Here is an 18,469-nt window from a genome sequence, read left to right on the forward strand (position 1 = left end):
TCCTGTCAATCAAAAGCGAACCAGCGCAGAACCCCAGGTGAAACCGCCACCAAAGGCTTCCAGCAGAATCAGTTGTCCCGGCTTGATACGGCCATCGCGCACCGCTTCGTCAAGTGCACTTGGCACTGACGCGGCCGAGGTATTACCGTGACGATCCAGCGTGACCACAACTTTCTCCATGCCCATACCGAGCTTTTTGGCGGTTGCGCTAATAATGCGCAGATTCGCCTGATGCGGCACCAGCCAGTCGAGCATTTCACGATCAAGATTGTTGGCTTGCAGAGTTTCATCCACAATGTGCGCCAGTTCAGTCACGGCCACTTTGAAGACTTCATTCCCCGCCATCGTCAGATAAGCAGGCTCATCCTGATGGGCACGATCCTGATACGGCAGCGTCAGCAGTTTGCTGTAACGGCCGTCGGCGTGCAGATGGGTAGAAAGGATGCCTGGCTCTTCGCTTTGACTCAGCACCACCGCGCCCGCGCCATCACCAAACAGAATGATGGTGCCGCGATCGTTAGGATCGAGCGTACGTGCCAGCACGTCTGCACCGATCACCAGCGCATGTTTTACCGCACCATTTTTAATGTATTGATCGGCAACGCTCAGTGCATAGGTGAAGCCCGCACAAGCAGCGGCCAAATCGAAGGCAGCGCAATCGTTAATCTCCAGCATTTGCTGGATCATGCATGCTGAACTTGGGAAGGCATGGCTGGAAGAGGTGGTCGCCACAATGATCAGGCCAATTTCGCTCGCATTCACACCCGCCATTTCCAACGCGCGCTGTGCTGCGGTGAAGCCCATAGTAGCAACGGTTTCTTCCGGAGCGGCAATACGACGCTCACGGATGCCGGTACGGGTGACAATCCACTCGTCCGTCGTCTCGACCATTTTTTCCAGATCCGCATTGGAGCGAATCTGCTCAGGCAAATAGCTGCCCGTACCGATAATTTTGGTAAACATCTACGCTTTGTCACTCCTGGCTAATACAGTGTCAAGGCGCGCCGCAATCCTTTCAGGGACTTGCTTTCGCACCGTCTGCTCTGCCTGCTCTATCGCCACGGCAAATGCACGTTGATTCGCCGCACCGTGGCTTTTGATCACTGTCCCGCGCAATCCTAACAGACAAGCGCCATTGTACTGGTCGGGGTTGAGATGGCCGAAACGCTTCGCCAGACGCTTTTGAATCCAGCGTCCCAGCAATGTAAGCCACCAGGCCCGTTTTTTTCCTTCCTCTGACGATTTAATCAGAGAGAGGAACATTCTTACCACGCCTTCCATGGTCTTCAACGTGACATTACCAACGAAGCCATCACAAACCAGCACATCCGTCTTGCCGGTGAGGAGATCGTTCCCCTCAAGATATCCAATATAGTTGATTTGCGGTGACGCTCGCAGCACCGCAGATGCGGCGCGGATTGTTTCCAATCCTTTGGTCTCTTCCTGACCAATATTCAGCAGCGCAACACGCGGCTGGGCGATCTCCAACACTTCTTCGGCCATCACTGCGCCCATGATCGCAAACTGCACCAGCATGGCGCTGTCGGATTCAACGTTAGCGCCGAGATCCAGCACCACCGTTTTGCCATGCTGCTGATGCGGCAACACCGTCATCAACGCCGGACGCTCAATGCCATCCAGCGGTTTTAATAGCATTTTCGCCAGGCCCATCAGTGCGCCGGTATTTCCCGCACTGACACAGGCTTGTGCTTTCCCCTCTTTGACCAACTCTAACGCCACACGCATGGAGCTGCCGCGGCTGTTACGAATCGCCTGAGAAGGTTTGGCATCACTTGCAATAACCGATTCGGCAGGAATAACCTGCACACGCCTCTGTAACGAGGAATCCGCTTTGGCAAGAAATGACGAGATGATGTCGGGATCGCCGACCAGAAGAAGAACCAGCTCCGAATGAGAGGCCAGTGCCTGCAAGGCTGCAGGCACTGTCACGCAAGGACCGAAGTCCCCGCCCATGGCATCAACTGCCAGGGTCAAACGTGTCAAGGTATCGCCTTGTGTAATCGCGAGGATTACTTGGTGATAACCTTGCGACCGCGGTAGTAACCATCCGCAGTGATATGGTGACGCAGATGAGTTTCGCCAGAAACTTTATCTACTGACAGAGCAGCAGTGGTCAGCGCATCGTGTGAACGACGCATACCACGCTTAGAACGGGTTGGTTTATTCTGTTGTACGGCCATGGACCTTACTCCTATTACTTACGCTTTAAACTGGCTAATACGGCAAAGGGATTTGGTTTTTCTGCCTCTGGAGGCAATTGACCAAATACCATGTCCGCGTCGGACACTTCACAGTGTTCAGAATCATGCACCGGAACCACGGGCAGCGCGAGGATGAGCTCATCTTCGATCACTGCCAGCAAGTCGATCTCACCAAAATCATTGACATCAACTGGCTCGTAGGCTTCCGGTAGTGCCTCGGCCTGTTCATCAGAAGAGACAGGACTGAAGCAATAGCTTACGTGAACATGACGTGGAAACGACTGGTTGCAGCGTTGACATGACAGAGTCACCTGCACTTCGGCTGTTCCTTGCAGAACGGCGAGGCGCTGGTTATCAACCGCAAACGACATATCGCATTCAACTTCACTGTCCACACTCACGACCGTTTCGGCCAAGCGCGCCACCAATTCAGGTGCATAAACACCATGATAATCAAGGCGTTTTTGCGCGGCGCGGACCGGATCGAGCGTCAGGGGTAATTTTACCTTTTGCATAGGGCGCGCATATTAACTTTGTAACGTCATAGAGTCAAAGAAAAAGGCCGGTTTACGGCATCTTTCACCCGTTAGTCGCATCCAGTGCGGCGCATAGTTTAAAATGACTGTCATCTTTACGCTATCTATTCTGAAAAAAAATGACGACACCTTTGGTTTTAGCTTCTACCTCCCCTTTTCGTCAGGCGCTGCTAAGCAAACTGGGCCTGCCTTTTATTACCGCCGCTCCCGATTGCGACGAATCCCCGCTGCCTCACGAATCAGCCTCCGAGCTGGTGCAGCGGCTGGCATTAGCCAAAGCGCAGGCGCTGGCCGCACGTTACCCGGACCGCTGGATTATCGGTTCCGATCAGGTTTGTGTATTGAATGGCGAGATAACCGGTAAACCGCATAGCGTGGAGAAGGCCTGCCAGCAACTCGCGGCCGCCAGCGGTAACGCCATCACCTTTTATACCGGCCTGGCGCTTCTGCAACCGCAGAGCGGCACCCAATCGGTTATTTGCGAACCCTTTACCGTGCATTTCCGCGAGTTGAGTGCCGAAGAGATTCGCGGCTATGTCGAAAAGGAACAGCCGCTACAATGCGCCGGCAGTTTTAAAAGCGAAGGATTGGGGATTTGTTTATTTGACAGGCTAGAAGGTCGCGATCCTAATACCTTGATTGGCTTACCGCTGATCGCGCTAAATGAGATGTTAAGAGCGGTGGGCATCAACGCATTGTGTTGATGCCCCTTCAATCAGTCTTTCTTCTGACGCAGCTGTGCAAGACAGTGTTTCAGTGCGCCATCCAGTGGCGCTTCCATCCGCAGCACTTCTCCGGTGTTGGGATGGGTAAAGGTCAACGCAGCCGCATGCAGGAACAGACGCGACAAGCCCGTCGAACCCAGCTGTGCATCAAAGTCACGGTCACCGTAACGATCGTCAAAAGCGATCGGGTGGCCACCGTGCAGCGTATGCACACGAATCTGATGGGTACGGCCCGTTACCGGGCTGGCTTTCACTAAGGTCGCGAAACCAAAACGCTCTTCTACTTTAAAGCGCGTCTCGGAAGGTTTGCCCTCCGCACTCACGCGCACCACGCGTTCGCCGCTCTGCAAAATGTTCTTTAGCAGCGGAGCCTGCACCACTTTCAGATGCGACGGCCAGTCACCGCGCACCAGCGCCAGGTAATCCTTCTGCATGCCCTTTTCACGCAGTTGCTCGTGCAGCGAGCGCAAAGCAGAACGCTTCTTCGCCACCAGCAGAATGCCAGAAGTATCACGATCCAGACGATGGACTAACTCAAGGAAACGCGCTTCCGGACGCAACGCACGCAGCCCTTCAATCACGCCAAAACTCAATCCGCTGCCACCGTGCACCGCAGTGCCCGACGGTTTATTCAGCACCATCAGGTAATCATCTTCATACAGAATGGCATTGGTGAGCGCCGCCACTTTATCCAGTTTCGGCGAAACCGTATTCTCTTCGCGTTCGGCAACCCGCACCGGCGGAATACGCAGCTCGTCGCCCTCCTCCAGCTTATATTCCGGTTTCACGCGCTTTTTATTTACCCGTACTTCGCCTTTACGCAAAATGCGGTAAATCATGCTTTTCGGCACGCCCTTGAGCTGGGTGCGCAAAAAGTTATCAATTCGTTGACCGGCATTTTCAGCCGTGATGGCGACATACTGTACGCCGGGATTCTCTGTTTTCATGGCGGCGATTCTAATTAGTGTACCTGGATAGCGCCACCCCTTTTTCTGTGCTTAACTCTCTCTTTGTCGCGTATTGAAACGGTGAAAATGGCGACATTTTCAGCGATGCGATGATTAGCCCTGCAAATGAACAGGTTATGGATGAATAAACTTCTCAGCTTGGCAAAAGTCGCCTTGCTTAATGTGAGTTAGCAATGGAATAATGCAGGGGTTTCTGCCCTGGAAAGATTCAGGCAGGAAAAAGAGCGAAATAAGTCATTTTGCCGGATTTAACGGACACGCAGCAATGGCGTAAGACGTAATGTTAAATCAGGCACTTAGCGGGCTGCGGGTTGCGGCCTGGACGACAGACCAGGATGTGTGGATTTTTGAATACTCTGTAACATTTCCACCTTCAGGCGCTGGATTTCCTTATGAAAAACAGGCCACCGACAAGATTTGCGCCCCTTTAGCCGCCGACAACCGTGAGGTTGACGTCAGTGCATTAAGACACGGGGCCATCGGTTGATTCTCGTCCAGGGTAACGATGCCCGCAGCTAGATCACTCATGTGAGAATAACGAGTAAGTCACGATGAAAAGAATGTTAATTAACGCAACTCAGCAGGAGGAGTTGCGCGTTGCCCTGGTTGATGGACAACGTCTGTACGATCTGGATATTGAAAGTCCTGGACACGAACAGAAAAAAGCCAACATATACAAAGGTAAAATCACCCGCGTTGAACCCAGCCTTGAAGCTGCATTTGTCGATTATGGTGCAGAACGTCACGGTTTCCTCCCTCTGAAAGAAATTTCCCGCGAATACTTCCCCGCCAATTACAACGCACATGGTCGTCCGAATATCAAAGATGTGCTGCGTGAAGGTCAGGAAGTTATCGTTCAAATTGATAAAGAGGAACGCGGTAATAAAGGTGCAGCACTCACCACCTTTATTTCCCTGGCCGGTAGCTATCTGGTATTGATGCCGAACAACCCACGTGCCGGTGGTATTTCACGCCGCATTGAGGGCGACGACCGTACCGAATTAAAAGAAGCACTTTCCGCACTGGAACTTCCAGACGGCATGGGATTGATCGTCCGCACTGCGGGCGTGGGTAAATCTGCCGAATCACTGCAGTGGGATCTCAGCTTCCGTATGAAGCACTGGGAAGCCATTAAGAAAGCCGCAGACAGCCGCCCAGCGCCTTTCCTGATCCATCAGGAAAGCAACGTTATCGTGCGCGCCTTCCGCGACTATCTGCGTCAGGATATCGGTGAAATCCTTATCGATAATCCAAAAGTACTGGAACTGGCCCGTCAGCACATTGCTGCACTGGGTCGTCCGGACTTCAGCAGCAAAATCAAACTCTACACCGGTGAAATCCCGCTGTTCAGCCACTACCAAATCGAATCGCAGATTGAATCCGCCTTTCAGCGTGAAGTGCGTCTGCCATCAGGCGGATCGATTGTTATCGATAGCACCGAAGCCCTGACGGCGATTGATATCAACTCCGCACGCGCTACTCGCGGCGGTGATATCGAAGAAACCGCGTACAACACCAACCTGGAAGCGGCCGATGAGATTGCACGCCAATTGCGTCTGCGCGATCTCGGCGGCCTGATTGTTATCGACTTCATCGACATGACGCCAGTACGCCACCAGCGCGCGGTGGAAAACCGCCTGCGTGAAGCAGTACGTCAGGATCGTGCGCGTATTCAGATTAGCCACATTTCACGCTTCGGCTTGCTGGAGATGTCGCGTCAGCGTCTGAGCCCGTCACTGGGTGAATCCAGTCATCACGTCTGCCCACGCTGCAGCGGAACCGGCACCATCCGTGATAACGAATCGCTGTCGCTGTCTATTCTGCGTCTGATTGAAGAAGAAGCGCTGAAAGACAACACCAAAGAAGTGCATGCCATTGTTCCGGTTCAGGTCGCCTCTTACCTGCTGAACGAAAAGCGTGATGCCGTTAGCGCCATTGAAAAACGCCAGGGCGGAGTGCGTGCCATCATCGTGCCGAACGATCAGATGGAAACGCCACACTACTCGGTACTGCGTGTTCGCACTGGCGAAGAGACGCAAACGCTGAGCTATCACTTACCGAAACTGCACGAAGCGGAAATGGCGCTGCCTTCTGAAGAAGAGCACGCTGAGCGTCGTCGTCCGGAGCAGCCAGCACTGGCCGCCTTCGCGATGCCTGATGCGCCGCCTGCGCCGGTTGAAGTGGTGAAAGAGTCTCAGCCAGCAGCAGAAGTGAAAACCAAACCAGCAGTTGCTGCGCCTGCAGTAACCAACACTGGTTTCGTGGCTCGCCTGCTGAGTGGCTTGAAGAAACTGTTTGCCGGTGATGCGCCCGCTGCGGCGCCTGCTGAAACTAAGCAGGAAACCCCAGCCGTTGTTGCCGCTGAATCTGAAACCACCCAGCAGCGTGGCGAACGTCGTAACAATAATAACCGTCGCAACAACCGTCGTGAACGTACGCCGCGTAATGGCGAGAACGGTCAGGTGCGCGAAGGTCGTGAACCGCGCGAGCCGCGTGAAGCACGTGAGCCACGTGAAGCCCGCGAACCGCGTGATAATCAGGACAACCGTCGCAATAAGCGCCAGAACGAGCCGCGTGAAGCGCGTCCAGTGCTGAGCGATGAAGCGCTTGAGCAACGTGACGAGCAGCAGCAACAGCGCCGCGAACAGCGTGCCGATCGCCAGCGTCGTCGTCAGGAAGAAAAACGTGCTCAGCAGCAGGATCAGAAAGCCGCTGAACCGGTTGTTCAGGCGCCTGCGGTTGACGAAAACGTTGAGCACGAAGAAGAACGCGTTCAGGTCATGCCACGTCGTAAGCAGCGTCAGCTGTCACAGCGCGTGCGTGTTGGCGAAACGCCTGACATCACTGTCGAAGCGCCGGTGGTTCATGATGCTGCCGTTGAAACTGCGCCGCGTGCTCAGTACAAAGAGCATCCTGAAGCCAGCAATGACGAGCAAGATGATAGCGATAACCGTGATAGCGCCAATATGCCGCGCCGTTCACGTCGTTCACCGCGTCATCTGCGCGTAAGCGGTCAGCGTCGTCGTCGCTATCGTGACGAGCGTTACCCAACGCAGTCTGCAATGCCGCTGGAATCTGCTGCTGCTTCACCAGAAATGGCGTCAGGCAAAGTGTGGATCTCTTACCCGGTTGCGCAAGCGCAGGAAGAGTACAGCACGCAAGATGCGATGCATGAAGTGTCGGATTACGGTTACCAGCAAACACCTGATACCGAGACTCAACCCGCTGCCGCTGTTGAACCGGCCGTTGAGCAGGTTGCCGCTGAAGAAGCCGTACATCAGGTTGAACCGCAGGCGCACACCGATGTGCCCGTGGTGAATACGGATGACGTCACGCCGATTGCCGCGCCCGTTAACGAAGAGCCATCAGTGATCTCTGCTGCTGACGAACAGGTTGCTCAGGAAACCGCGGCTGAAGCGGAACCGGCTGCCGTGGCTGAAGAAGCGAAGCCTGAAGTAAGCGAAGTGGCTGCAGTTGCTGAACAGGCGCCGATCGATGTATCGCCAGCCGTTGAAGCTCAGGTTGAAGACGTGCTGGCTGCGCCAGTCGCCGCTGAAGCCGAAGTCACGCCAGTCACTGAACCTCATGCGCCGGTTGCGGCACGTGATACCGCAGTAACCACGGTTGAGACGCGCTTCAAGCATCACGCTACCGCACCGATGACCAAAGCACCGGCACCGGCGTGGGAACCTGAACCGGTTCGCAACAGCGACTGGGTCCGTCCAGCCTTTGGCTTCGAGGGCCGCGGCTCAGCCGGTGGTCACAGCGCGACGCATCAGGCAACCGCACCGGCAACCCGTCCGGAAAGCGCGTAACCTCTGGCAAGTCAGTCAACATCAAACCCCGGCCAGTCCGGGGTTTTTTATTGCCTGCAGGCGGCATTTATGGCGACCTGAATAACAGGCAAAAAAAATCCCACAGCCCCAAAAGGCGGTGGGAGAAACTAAGCGCACCCGGTTAAAGTACGCTCAAAGGTTCAGGTCAATTACGAATTAAGCTGGAACAGTGACAGCTTCGACATATCTGTGAAGGTCTTATACGAAGCTTGCAAGGCCGTTTGTTGCATGGTGTAGCTTGAAATGGCTTGGGTGTAATCAACCTGCACCAGATCCGTCATTTGCGATGCCATAATGGTGTCACGGTCATCACCCTGCGCGTCCAGCGTATCGAGTTCAGCCAGCTGTGAGCCCACGGCTGAACGCACTGCCAGCACGTTGTTCAAGGAGTTGCTCAAGCCACGGTTGGTTTTATCCATGGCATCCTGGAAAACCTGCTTGGTTGCGTCATCAGCATCATCCTGCGGCGTTTTTAACGCTGCAATTGCGCTATCGAGCATGTTAAACAGATTGGTCTCGCTGGCACTGCCGTCCGGCTCGGCTTTCGCGTTGCTGGTTATCGACATAAACACTGACGATCCTGTGCTACTCACCGCCATCGTGCGACCATCATCGACTTTCTGCGTAATGGCATCCGCGCCACCCACATAAGTGACACCGGCCGGCGCACCGGCATCGCTGAAAGGCGCGACATCAGTCTGATAGCCCGCAAAAATGTATCGTCCGTTACCATCACGGCTATTGGCCTGGTTAAGTAATTGCGAGCGAATGCCTTCTAATTTGGTGGCAATGGAAGCACGGTCATCGTCGCTCAGCGTACCGGTAGAACCATACACAATCATGGTTTGCGCATCCTGGATGCTGCTGGTCACACTGGAGAGTGCGTTCTCTTCCATCGACAAGCTCTGATCGGCAAAGCTGCGTGCCGTGGCATATTGGGTACTTTTCGCCTGCGATTGCGAAAGCACGACGGCACGTGAGGCGGCGATAGGATCATCTGAAGGATTGCTGACGCGCAGTCCGCTAGAGAGTTGCTCACCCACTTTTAACCAGGAGGCTTGCGAATCGGTGATCCCGCGCACCTGCTGGTTGAAAATCATATTGGTACTAAGACGCATGGTTTTTATCCTCTATGCTTAGCCGCGGATGCCCATCAGCGCATTAAAAATGGTACTCGCCGTTTGCAGCACTTGCGCGTTCGCCATATAGAACTGCTGATACTTAGTCAGATTCGAATACTCTTCATCAAGGTTGACACCCGATACTGACTGCTGGCGATCGCTGAGCTGTGTCACCACGTTCTCCTGGGTGGTGCTCGCGGTTTTTAATGTACTGGTTTTATTACCGACGGTGCTGACAATGCTGGCGTAAGCCTGGGCGATGGTCGCATTACCATTCACCAGCTTGCTATCCTGCAGATCCAACAATTTCTGCGCGTTACGGTTATCACTTTCACCGCTGGTTGCGCTGGATGCCGCAGCAATTTGCGACTCATCGGTGATCGCGATCGACATGCCCGCAATGACGTTCTGGACCGGTTTGACCAGGAAACTGTCTTTCGCGTTAGGCGCGGGTGAGGTGCTCACCGTCAGTTTCAGGCCATCAAAGTTGAGGGTGCCGTCGGTCGCATCTGGCGTAACGCTAAACTTCACGTTGTCAGACATGCGGGTCACCGACCAGTTGCTGCCATCATAACTTACGGTGTAGTTAGAGGCTTTCATCGCGCTGGTGTCTGACCATGCCGCCGTAACGGTAGCCGCTGAGGTATTTTTGCTGTTACCCACCACGGTTGGCGAACCGATATTAAAGAAGTTGCCCCCCTGGTCGCCGTTGCTGTCATAACCTTCGCTGTGCACAGTATTGAAGCTGGTGGTGAACGCTGCCGCTAACTGGCCGAGCTGATTTTGCGCGGTATCCAGATCCTGGGTGCGGAACGCCAGCAAACCGCCGAGTGAACCGGTGGTTAGCGTCTTCTCAGGGATCTCAACGTTACCTGCCTGCTTATCGACATAACCGACAGTGGTACGTGTTGAATCGCTGCTGGACGGCATCGCCACTAAGCTGGTGGAGTTTTTACCATTCACCAACGTCACACTGCCCATCGAGACAATATAGCTGCCGTCCTGCTGGGATACGTTCACGCCCACCACATTGTTCAGGCTATTCACCAGCTGATCGCGCTGATCCAGCAAATTGTTCGGCGCCGCGCCACCGCCGGTGGTCAGCTTGGCGATCTGGCTGTTCAGGTCGGCAATCTGGCTGGTGAAGGTGTTGATCTGATCGACGTTCGAGGCAATATCCGTATTAACGCTGTTCTGCATATTATTGAGATATTGCGCGGTGGTCTGGAATTGGTTCACCAGGCCTTGGGCGTAGCTCAGCATTGACTGACGCGCCGACGGGTCGTTGGCGTTACTCACCACGTTCTGCACGTTGGTGAAGAAGCTTTGGATTGAGGTCGACAAGCTGGTGGTCGACGTCGACAGCAGATCGTCAATGTTGGAAATTTGGTTGTATTGCGTGTTCACTGCGCTGTAGTTGGCGCTGGAGCCACGCAATTGCGCAGTAATGAACTCGTCATACTCACGCTGTACGCCGGAGAGCGTTACACCGTTGCCGTAATAGTTGTTGCCCTGCAAGGTGCTGTTCGACTGCGACAAAATCGCCGTCTGACGCGAATAGCCCGCTACCGTGTAATTACTGATGTTGTTACTGGTGGTGCTTAATGCAGCCTGTGCGGCGCTCAGCCCACTCATCGCTGAGTTTATTATGCTGGACATCTCGGTTCCTTAATTTCCCGTTAACCGGGCTGGCAGTCATCAGTGCGATTGCGCGGACGAGAACGCCCGCGGCATGTGATTGTTATCGGCGTGCTTAAGTGAAACTTGAGAGCAAAAATCAGAACAAATCGGTGATGTCGTTGCTGTACGCCTTCACCACTTTTTCGCCCATGTTTTTGAATTGCTGGATCATTCCCACCAGTTTCTGCGCATACTTTGGATCGGTAGCGTAACCGGCGGCCTGCAAGGCACGCGCGCCCTGCTCGGCACTCGGTGCGTTGGCAACGGCGGCATAACGAGGATTATTGGACAGCAGTTTGACGTAATCGCTGAGCGCTTCCATATAGGAACCATACACACGGAAACTGGCGCGCACTTTCTTCGCTGCCCCGCCTTCGTATTCGGTGGTCATGATATCGGTGGTTTCGCCCTTCCAGTCGCCGCTCGCCTTAATGCCAAACACGTTGTAACTCGGCTTGCCGTCACGCGTCAGAATCTGTCGCTGGCCCCAGCCGGATTCCAGCGCGGCCTGCGCCAGAATCAGGTGATGCGGAATACCGCTCTGCTGGCTGGCGACCTGCGCCGGCTGCGCCAGCTGCGCGATAAAGTCGTTGCTGTCGCTCGGCAAACTGCTGGGCGAGACCGGCAAACGCGGCACCGCCTTACGCACCATCTGCTCCAACTGATTCGACGGCAGGTTGCTATAGATGAAGCTGTTATCCAGCTTCATCGGCACCGTACCGGCGGTTTCGTCCGGCTCCTGAGCGGGCTGCATCTGCTTAACGATGATATCGGCCATGCCGAGACCACGTTTGCCGATGTCCTGCGCAATCTGCTGATCGTACATCGAGGTGAAAAGCCGCGTCTGATCGTTGCTCAGCAGGCCATCCTGCGGCAGCGCTGCACGCATGCTTTTCATCATCATCTGCACGAACATCCCTTCCACCTGTTTGGCCACCTGCATCGCCTTCCCTTTCGGGTCGGCGGCGGCTTCGCGTTTCAGGTCGTTCAGCGAGCGGCTGTCGTACGCCGCATTCACCAGCGATTGCGTATCGTTCATCAGATAATTTCCAGTTTGGCGCGCAAGCAGCCTGCGCTTTCCATCGATTGCAAAATCGACATCAGCTCAATCGGTGACGCACCCAGCGCATTCAGTGCACGTACCACATTATTGAGGTTGGCGCTGGCGTTAACCCGTTGCAGCGCGCCGCCACTCTGACGCAGATCGATCTGGGTATTGTTGGTGGTCACAGTCTGCCCACCCGCCAACGGCGTATCCGGCTGACTGACGTTCTGCTGCTGATTGACGGTAACCGACAGATTGCCCTGCGCCACCGCACAGGTGTTCAGCGTCACTTCGCGGTTCATCACCACCGAACCGGTACGTGAGTTGATAATCACCTTGGCATCTTCGAGCGGCACCGCAACATCAAGGTTCTGAATTTCGGCCAGCAGACGCACCTGAGAACTGTTATTAGGCGAGACGCGAATCTGCACGGTACGGGCATCTAGCGGGTGCGCCGAACCAATCCCACGGCTGTTGATGGCGTCGGCAATGCGCTGCGCCATGCTGAAGTCTTCGTTATTCAGCTGCAGGTTAATGGTGTTCTGGCTACCAAAGTTGCTCTGCAGTTCACGCTCTACCGTGGCACCGCCGGTAATGCGGCCACCGTTCAGCTGGTTAACCTGCACGCTGCTGCCACCGGCAGAAGCGCCGGCACCGCCGACCAGAATGTTACCCTGCGCCAGCGCATAAACCTGGTTATCGACGCCTTTCATCGGCGTCATCAGCAGCGTACCGCCGCGCAAACTCTTGGCGTTACCCAGCGAAGAAACCACCACATCAACGGTTTGCCCCTGACGCGCAAAGGTTGGCAGCTTAGCGGTCACCATCACGGCCGCCACGTTTTTCAGCTGCATATTGGTGCCAGCCGGCACAGTAATGCCGAGCTGGGAGAGCATATTGCTCACGGTTTGGGTGGTGAACGGCGTTTGCGTGGTCTGGTCACCGGTACCATCAAGGCCCACCACCAAACCGTAACCGATCAGCTGGTTGTCGCGCACGCCCTGCACGGAGGTTAGATCGCGGATGCGGTCAGCATGCGCCAGTAAGCTGAAACCGAGCAGCATGCCAAGGCTCAGGCGGAGCAGAGTCGTCATATTCATTGTTACTACCTCTTACATCGGCGAGACGTTCAGGAAGAAACGCTGGAACCAGCCCATCGTCTGCGCTTCATTGATATAACCATTTCCGACGTACTCAATACGTGCATCGGCCACCTGCGTTGACAGCACCGCGTTGCTGGCGCTGATGGTGCGTGGGTTAACCACGCCCGAGAACCGGATAAATTCGGTGCCCTGGTTAATTTCGATCTGTTTCTCACCCACCACGCGCAGGTTGCCGTTCGACAACACCTGATTGACGGTGACGGTGATGGTGCCCGTAAAGGTGTTGTTGGCTGTCGCGCCACCTTTACCAGCGAAGTCATTTTTGCCATTGGCATCCAGCGTGGCTTTTTCGCCACCGGCACCCACCAGACCGCTCAGGCCGGTTGGTACACCCGTCACACCAAAACTGTTGCTGCCATCGCGGCTGGCATTGGCCGAAGAACTTTTGCTGGCGCTGACGTTTTCCTGCAAGGTGATCGTCAATGTATCGCCAATGTTGCGTGGACGACGATCCTCAAACAGCGGCTGATAGCCGTAGTTCAGCGGTGCGACGCCCTGAAAAATGGAACCGTTCACCACCGGCGGTGCGGATGGCGTCGGCTCTGCCGTAGTCGATCCCTGTACCAGTGGTGTGCGCGGAACCAGCGCACAACCGTTAAGCGTGAGTAGCAGCGTGGCTACCAACCAATGACCAGGCTTGAGAATCACTTGCTTCGCCACTTTTTGACCTTCTTCATGTTGCTTAATCAGGCCAGCAGAGCTGGCCCAACGACACCAGCATTACAGCTGGGTTAACTTCGCCAGCATCTGATCGGAGGTGCTGATCGCTTTACTGTTGATCTCGTAGGCACGCTGCGTCTGAATCATGGTGACCAGCTCTTCCGCCACGTTGACGTTCGAGGTTTCGACATAACCCTGATACAGCAGACCCGCGCCGTTCTGGCCTGGCGTACTCTGCGTCGCCGCACCGGATGCCTGTGTCTCCTGATAGAGGTTTTCACCCTGGCTGTTCAGACCCGCATCGTTCATAAAGGTGCTCAGCGTCAGCTGACCGACCTGCGCCGGGTTGGTCTGGCCCTGCTGCGTTACGCTCACCACGCCATCGCGCGAGATCGTGATGCTGGTGGCGTTGGCCGGAATAGTGATGCCTGGCTGTACCGGATAGCCGGCGTTAGTCACCAGCTGACCGTTCTGGTCAACCTGGAATGAACCATCACGGGTATACGCCGAGGTGCCGTCCGGCATCTGCACTTCGAAATAACCCTGGCCGTTAATCGCCACGTCTTTCGAGTTGCTGGTCTGCGACAGGTTACCCTGCTGATGCAGACGTTCAGTGGTGACAGGACGCACACCGGTACCTATCTGCAAACCAGACGGCAGCGTGGTTTGCTCTGACGACTGCGTGCCCGGCTGACGCAGGGTTTGGTACATCAAATCTTCGAATACCGCGCGCGAACGTTTAAAGCCGTTGGTACTTACGTTCGCGAGGTTGTTGGAGATGACGTCCATGTTGGTTTGCTGAGCGTCAAGACCGGTTTTGGCGATCCATAAAGAACGAATCATGGTGTTTTCCTTACGCCTTAGCTGCTCATGTTGAGCAAGCTGTTAGCTTTTTGTTCGTTTTCATCGACGTTGGAGATCACTTTCATCTGCATCTCAAAACGTCGGGCGTTGGCGATCATATCGACCATGGTTTCCACCGGCTTGACGTTACTGCCCTCCAGCACGCCGGGCATCACCGTCATGGTGGCATCATTTGCCAGCGCAGCGCCGCGCGTCGCCTGGGTTTGCTGATTAGGACGGAACATGCCGTCATCACCGCGCTGCATCTCTTTACCGGTGGCGCGCACCAGCTTCAGACGACCAATCTGCACCGTGGCATTGGGTGCATCACCGGCGTTACGCGAGGTGATGGTCCCGTCTGCCGCGATGGTCAATTCAGCGCCTTGCGGGATGGCGATCGGACCCCCATCGCCCATTACGGGATTGCCCTGAATAGTCAAAATACCGGTCGCGCTGATCTGCATGTTGCCGTTGCGGGTATAAGCTTCGGTACCGTCAGCGGCACGCACCGCCAACCAGCCGTCCTGCGCGACGCCCACATCCAGCGTACGGCCGGTGTTGTCCATCGAGCCCGGTGACATATCGGCGCCCGGCGTGGAAGCGGCAACCAGCGTACGCGTCGGCAGCGACCAGCCGCTGACCGGCACCGCGCGCAACGCGTTGAGCTGAGCACGAAAGCCCGGCGTTGAGGCGTTGGCGAGGTTGCTGGCCGTTACCGACTGCTGATCCAACGTCTGACTGGCCGCGCCCATGGCGGTATATATTGCGTGATCCATAAAGCAATCCCGTTAGCGAATTAACGTAAGTTAACCAGGGTGTTAAGAATCTGGTCCTGAGTTTTGATGGTCTGGCTGTTGGCCTGATAGTTACGCTGCGCAACGATCATGTTGACCAGCTCTTTGCTCATATCGACGTTGGACGCTTCCAGCGCACCTGAAGTCAGGTTGCCGTAAGTACCGGTGCCTGCCAGACCAGTGGCGGCCTGACCTGATGAGCTGGTGGCAGACCAGACGTTGTCACCTTCAGACTTCAGACCTTCCGGGTTAGAGAAACTCGACAAGACAATTTGTCCCAGAAGTTGTGTTTTCTGGTTGGAGTAAGTGCCGGTAATGGTGCCGTCATCATTGATGGTGTAGCTGGTCAGATCGCCAGGCTGATAACCGTCTTGCGTTGGGTTACCAAAAGTGGTCGCACCGGTGTTTTGCTGCAGGCTACCCAACATGCTCAGGCTGATGTTCATGCCATTCGCCCCGTTGGTGCCGTCCACAACCAGGTTTGCCAGGGAAGCGCTGGTGTCAGCAACACCCGCTGCAGTGATTTTCCCCACCTGCGTCAGCTTACCGTTAGCATCAAATTGCATCTGATAACCCAGGTTGTCACCGCCCGCAGTATTACCAACTTCATTACCGGTGGTGGAGTCAACCATATGCACGGTCCAGGTGTTATCCGCCGTTTTGATGTAGTACATGTCTAACTGGTGATCGTTACCCTGCGTGTCATACACCGTCATGGTGGTTTTCGCGTTGTAGCTATCAACGTTGGACTTATCAAACGGGGTGACGGTCGGGGTGGTGCTGGTGGAGTTCAGGTTGGCAACCTGGGTAGCAGTTGTTGTTGCACGTGCCCCCATCTGCGTGGTTGGAATACTCAGCGCCACTGGGTTGGCACCGGTCTGAATGGTTGGTGGTGTACCGCTGGCCGGATAGCCGGTGACGTTCAGACCCTGGGTGTTCACCAGGTTACGGTTGGCATCCAGCGTGAACTGGCCGTTACGGGAATAGAACACACCGCCGCTGGCGTCGGTCATGCGGAAGAAACCGTTGCCGCTCAGTGCCACATCCAGTCCACGACTGGTTGACGTCGTACTTCCATCACCAAAGTCCTGAATGACGGCGGCAACTTTGGTACCCAAACCCACGTTAGAGCCGGCAAACATATCGGCAAAAGCAATGGTGCTGGATTTAAAACCGGCTGTGGCGGAGTTGGCGATGTTGTTACCAATCACATCCAGATTGCTGGAGGCAGCATTGAGGCCGCTCACCGCTTGTGAAAAAGACATGTAATCTCTCCTGCTAAAAGGTTAATCAGAGAATCTGACGAATTTCATCGAGGGTTGCGGAGCCCATGGTGCCGAGATCCAGTTTTGTGGTGCCATCAGTGGTGCTGACGCCATTGACGTAGGCATAGTTCAGCGGCTGCGCCACCAGTTGCGTGCTGCCATTGCTGGCGGCCAGCGAAACAGAATATTTGCCATCCGCGGCGGTAGAACCGTCATCCAGCTTGCCGTCCCACGAGAAGGTGTGGACGCCAGAGCTCAGTTTGCCGAGGTCAATGGTGCGGACCGTGGCGCCGTTACTGTCTTTAATCGTGACACTGGTGGCCGTGGACGCTGTCGCCAGCTCAATGCCAAACGGCGTAGTCGTACCGCTGCCCACCAATACCTGCGAACCATTGACCATCACACCGTGACCAATCAGCGTTGAACTCTGCAGCGACTGGCTGGTAGTGATCTGGCCGGAGATGGATCCCAGCGTGGTATTCAGCTTTTCAATACCGCTCAGGGTGTTGATCTGTGCCAACTGCGTGGTGAGCTGGCTGTTATCCATAGGATTAGTGGGATCCTGGTTTTTCAGCTGCGCCACCAGCATGTTCAGGAACTGATTCTGCAGGTCGGCGGAAGAGTTACCGCTCGAAGCGCTACTGGAAGTCAGGACCGTTGGATCCAGACTGTCTTTAATTCCTACTGCTACGCTCATATTCGTTCTCCGTTACTGACCGATAGTGAGAGTTTTCATCATCATTGACTTCACCGTGTTCAGCACTTCAACGTTGGCCTGGTAGCTGCGCGACGCGGACATGGTGTTAACGGTTTCGGACACCACATCAACGTTTGGCATCTTGACGTAGCCCTTCTGATCCGCCAGCGGATTGCCAGGGTCATACACCAGTTTTGCCGGGGTAGGATCGTTCACCACGCCAGCGACCTTCACGCCGCCGGTGGCTGCACCTTGTGCGGCGTCGGTCTGGAAAATCACCTGCTTCGCCACGTAAGGCTGGCCATCTGGACCGGTCACGCTGTCGGCGTTGGCCAGGTTACTGGCGCTGACGTTGAGGCGCTGTGATTGCGCTGTCATCGCAGAACCGGCGATATCAAAGATATTCAGCAATGCCATGCTTATTGCCCCTGCAGAACGCTCATCATGCCTTTGATCTGGCTACTGATGAGGGTGAGATCGGTTTGGTATTTCAGGCTGTTATCAGCAAACTGCGTACGTTCGCGATCCATATCCACGGTGTTGCCATCCGCGGCGGGTTGATCGGGAATGCGGTACAGCAGATCCAGTGACGGCTGAGAGTTGGTTTGCGCTTCAATGTGGCGTGAGGACGTCACATTCAGCGCCAGACTGCTGCCTTCGGCGCGACCGTTTTGCATCACCTTGCTCAGCTGGCTGGCAAAGTCGATATCCCGCGCCTGGTAGCCCGGGGTATCGGCGTTGGCAATGTTTGACGCCAGGATTTCCTGACGCTGAGCACGTAGGTTTAACGCTTCAGTACCAAATCGCAGCGCGGCATCGAGTTTGTCGAGCATGCTTCCTCCGCGAATGAGAATTTCGAGCTGACAGCTTAAGTGGACAAATGCAAGGGTGATCGTCTGAATAGCAGCAAAAAT

Annotated in this window: 19 protein-coding genes; 3 read left to right on the top strand and 16 right to left on the bottom strand. The window is 55.2% G+C overall.

Translation table 11 applies throughout. The features are described from left to right. Positions 1-9: 9 nt before the first annotated feature. From Q3H59_RS12615 to yceD, 4 genes are read right to left on the bottom strand one after another with little or no spacing between them, the layout of a single operon-like run. The gene (locus Q3H59_RS12615; protein WP_110865925.1) at positions 10-963 is read right to left on the bottom strand and encodes a beta-ketoacyl-ACP synthase III; all 954 of its coding nucleotides are present in this window, start codon (positions 961-963) and stop codon (positions 10-12) included. Next, on the bottom strand, positions 964-2,004 hold the full coding sequence (plsX, locus tag Q3H59_RS12620; protein WP_008103068.1) for a phosphate acyltransferase PlsX: 1,041 nt from the start codon (positions 2,002-2,004) through the stop codon (positions 964-966). A gap of 26 nt (positions 2,005-2,030) precedes the next feature. Continuing rightward, positions 2,031-2,201 (bottom strand): 50S ribosomal protein L32, encoded by a 171-nt coding sequence (gene rpmF / locus Q3H59_RS12625; RefSeq protein ID WP_007885783.1) that lies wholly within the window; start codon positions 2,199-2,201, stop codon positions 2,031-2,033. A gap of 14 nt (positions 2,202-2,215) precedes the next feature. Beyond that, positions 2,216-2,737, bottom strand: a complete 522-nt coding sequence (yceD, locus tag Q3H59_RS12630) for a 23S rRNA accumulation protein YceD (RefSeq protein WP_007885785.1) — start codon at positions 2,735-2,737, stop codon at positions 2,216-2,218. 140 nt (positions 2,738-2,877) lie between these two features. Between yceD and Q3H59_RS12635 the strand changes: the two genes are divergently transcribed. Next, complete coding sequence (locus tag Q3H59_RS12635) at positions 2,878-3,462, top strand: nucleoside triphosphate pyrophosphatase (RefSeq protein WP_309835174.1); 585 nt, start codon at positions 2,878-2,880, stop codon at positions 3,460-3,462. Positions 3,463-3,473: 11 nt separating this feature from the next. Here the strand turns inward: Q3H59_RS12635 and rluC are convergent, their stop codons facing one another. After that, a complete protein-coding gene (gene rluC, locus Q3H59_RS12640) occupies positions 3,474-4,430 on the bottom strand; it encodes a 23S rRNA pseudouridine(955/2504/2580) synthase RluC (RefSeq protein ID WP_137385558.1) in 957 nt (318 codons plus the stop codon). Positions 4,431-4,731: 301 nt separating this feature from the next. Here rluC and Q3H59_RS12645 point away from each other — a divergent pair, with 301 nt between their 5' ends. Then, positions 4,732-4,938, top strand: a complete 207-nt coding sequence (locus tag Q3H59_RS12645) for a hypothetical protein (RefSeq protein ID WP_101760841.1) — start codon at positions 4,732-4,734, stop codon at positions 4,936-4,938. Positions 4,939-5,002: 64 nt separating this feature from the next. Beyond that, positions 5,003-8,266 carry a ribonuclease E gene (rne, locus tag Q3H59_RS12650; RefSeq protein ID WP_309835177.1) on the top strand — a complete coding sequence of 1,088 codons (3,264 nt, stop codon included), beginning with the start codon at positions 5,003-5,005 and terminating at the stop codon, positions 8,264-8,266. A 170-nt stretch (positions 8,267-8,436) separates the two neighbouring features. On the opposite strand, the gene flgL is transcribed toward rne, so the two are convergent. The 11 genes from flgL to flgB all read right to left on the bottom strand — a co-directional run bounded on the left by flgL (position 8,437) and on the right by flgB (position 18,388). Beyond that, a complete protein-coding gene (gene flgL / locus Q3H59_RS12655) occupies positions 8,437-9,405 on the bottom strand; it encodes a flagellar hook-associated protein FlgL (RefSeq protein WP_137385556.1) in 969 nt (322 codons plus the stop codon). 18 nt (positions 9,406-9,423) lie between these two features. Next, positions 9,424-11,067 (bottom strand): flagellar hook-associated protein FlgK, encoded by a 1,644-nt coding sequence (gene flgK / locus Q3H59_RS12660; protein ID WP_309835180.1) that lies wholly within the window; start codon positions 11,065-11,067, stop codon positions 9,424-9,426. 118 nt (positions 11,068-11,185) lie between these two features. Continuing rightward, the gene (flgJ, locus tag Q3H59_RS12665) at positions 11,186-12,127 is read right to left on the bottom strand and encodes a flagellar assembly peptidoglycan hydrolase FlgJ (protein WP_192413667.1); all 942 of its coding nucleotides are present in this window, start codon (positions 12,125-12,127) and stop codon (positions 11,186-11,188) included. Then, a complete protein-coding gene (locus tag Q3H59_RS12670) occupies positions 12,127-13,233 on the bottom strand; it encodes a flagellar basal body P-ring protein FlgI (RefSeq protein ID WP_309835183.1) in 1,107 nt (368 codons plus the stop codon). Before Q3H59_RS12670 ends, flgJ begins: the two co-directional genes overlap by 1 nt. A gap of 12 nt (positions 13,234-13,245) precedes the next feature. Beyond that, on the bottom strand, positions 13,246-13,956 hold the full coding sequence (locus Q3H59_RS12675) for a flagellar basal body L-ring protein FlgH (RefSeq protein ID WP_097094260.1): 711 nt from the start codon (positions 13,954-13,956) through the stop codon (positions 13,246-13,248). A 60-nt stretch (positions 13,957-14,016) separates the two neighbouring features. After that, positions 14,017-14,799, bottom strand: a complete 783-nt coding sequence (gene flgG / locus Q3H59_RS12680) for a flagellar basal-body rod protein FlgG (RefSeq protein ID WP_007885801.1) — start codon at positions 14,797-14,799, stop codon at positions 14,017-14,019. A gap of 17 nt (positions 14,800-14,816) precedes the next feature. Then, on the bottom strand, positions 14,817-15,575 hold the full coding sequence (locus tag Q3H59_RS12685; RefSeq protein WP_101760847.1) for a flagellar basal body rod protein FlgF: 759 nt from the start codon (positions 15,573-15,575) through the stop codon (positions 14,817-14,819). Between the two features lie 20 nt (positions 15,576-15,595). After that, positions 15,596-16,858, bottom strand: a complete 1,263-nt coding sequence (gene flgE, locus Q3H59_RS12690; protein ID WP_137385553.1) for a flagellar hook protein FlgE — start codon at positions 16,856-16,858, stop codon at positions 15,596-15,598. A gap of 25 nt (positions 16,859-16,883) precedes the next feature. After that, positions 16,884-17,555 carry a flagellar hook assembly protein FlgD gene (gene flgD / locus Q3H59_RS12695; RefSeq protein WP_110865917.1) on the bottom strand — a complete coding sequence of 224 codons (672 nt, stop codon included), beginning with the start codon at positions 17,553-17,555 and terminating at the stop codon, positions 16,884-16,886. A 12-nt stretch (positions 17,556-17,567) separates the two neighbouring features. Further along, the gene (flgC, locus tag Q3H59_RS12700; RefSeq protein ID WP_064740862.1) at positions 17,568-17,972 is read right to left on the bottom strand and encodes a flagellar basal body rod protein FlgC; all 405 of its coding nucleotides are present in this window, start codon (positions 17,970-17,972) and stop codon (positions 17,568-17,570) included. A 2-nt stretch (positions 17,973-17,974) separates the two neighbouring features. Continuing rightward, positions 17,975-18,388 carry a flagellar basal body rod protein FlgB gene (flgB, locus tag Q3H59_RS12705; protein WP_008103091.1) on the bottom strand — a complete coding sequence of 138 codons (414 nt, stop codon included), beginning with the start codon at positions 18,386-18,388 and terminating at the stop codon, positions 17,975-17,977. Positions 18,389-18,469 lie beyond the last annotated feature (81 nt).

Origin of the sequence: Pantoea sp. SORGH_AS_0659 (assembly GCF_031453915.1) — a bacterium.
GTDB lineage: Bacteria > Pseudomonadota > Gammaproteobacteria > Enterobacterales > Enterobacteriaceae > Pantoea > Pantoea leporis.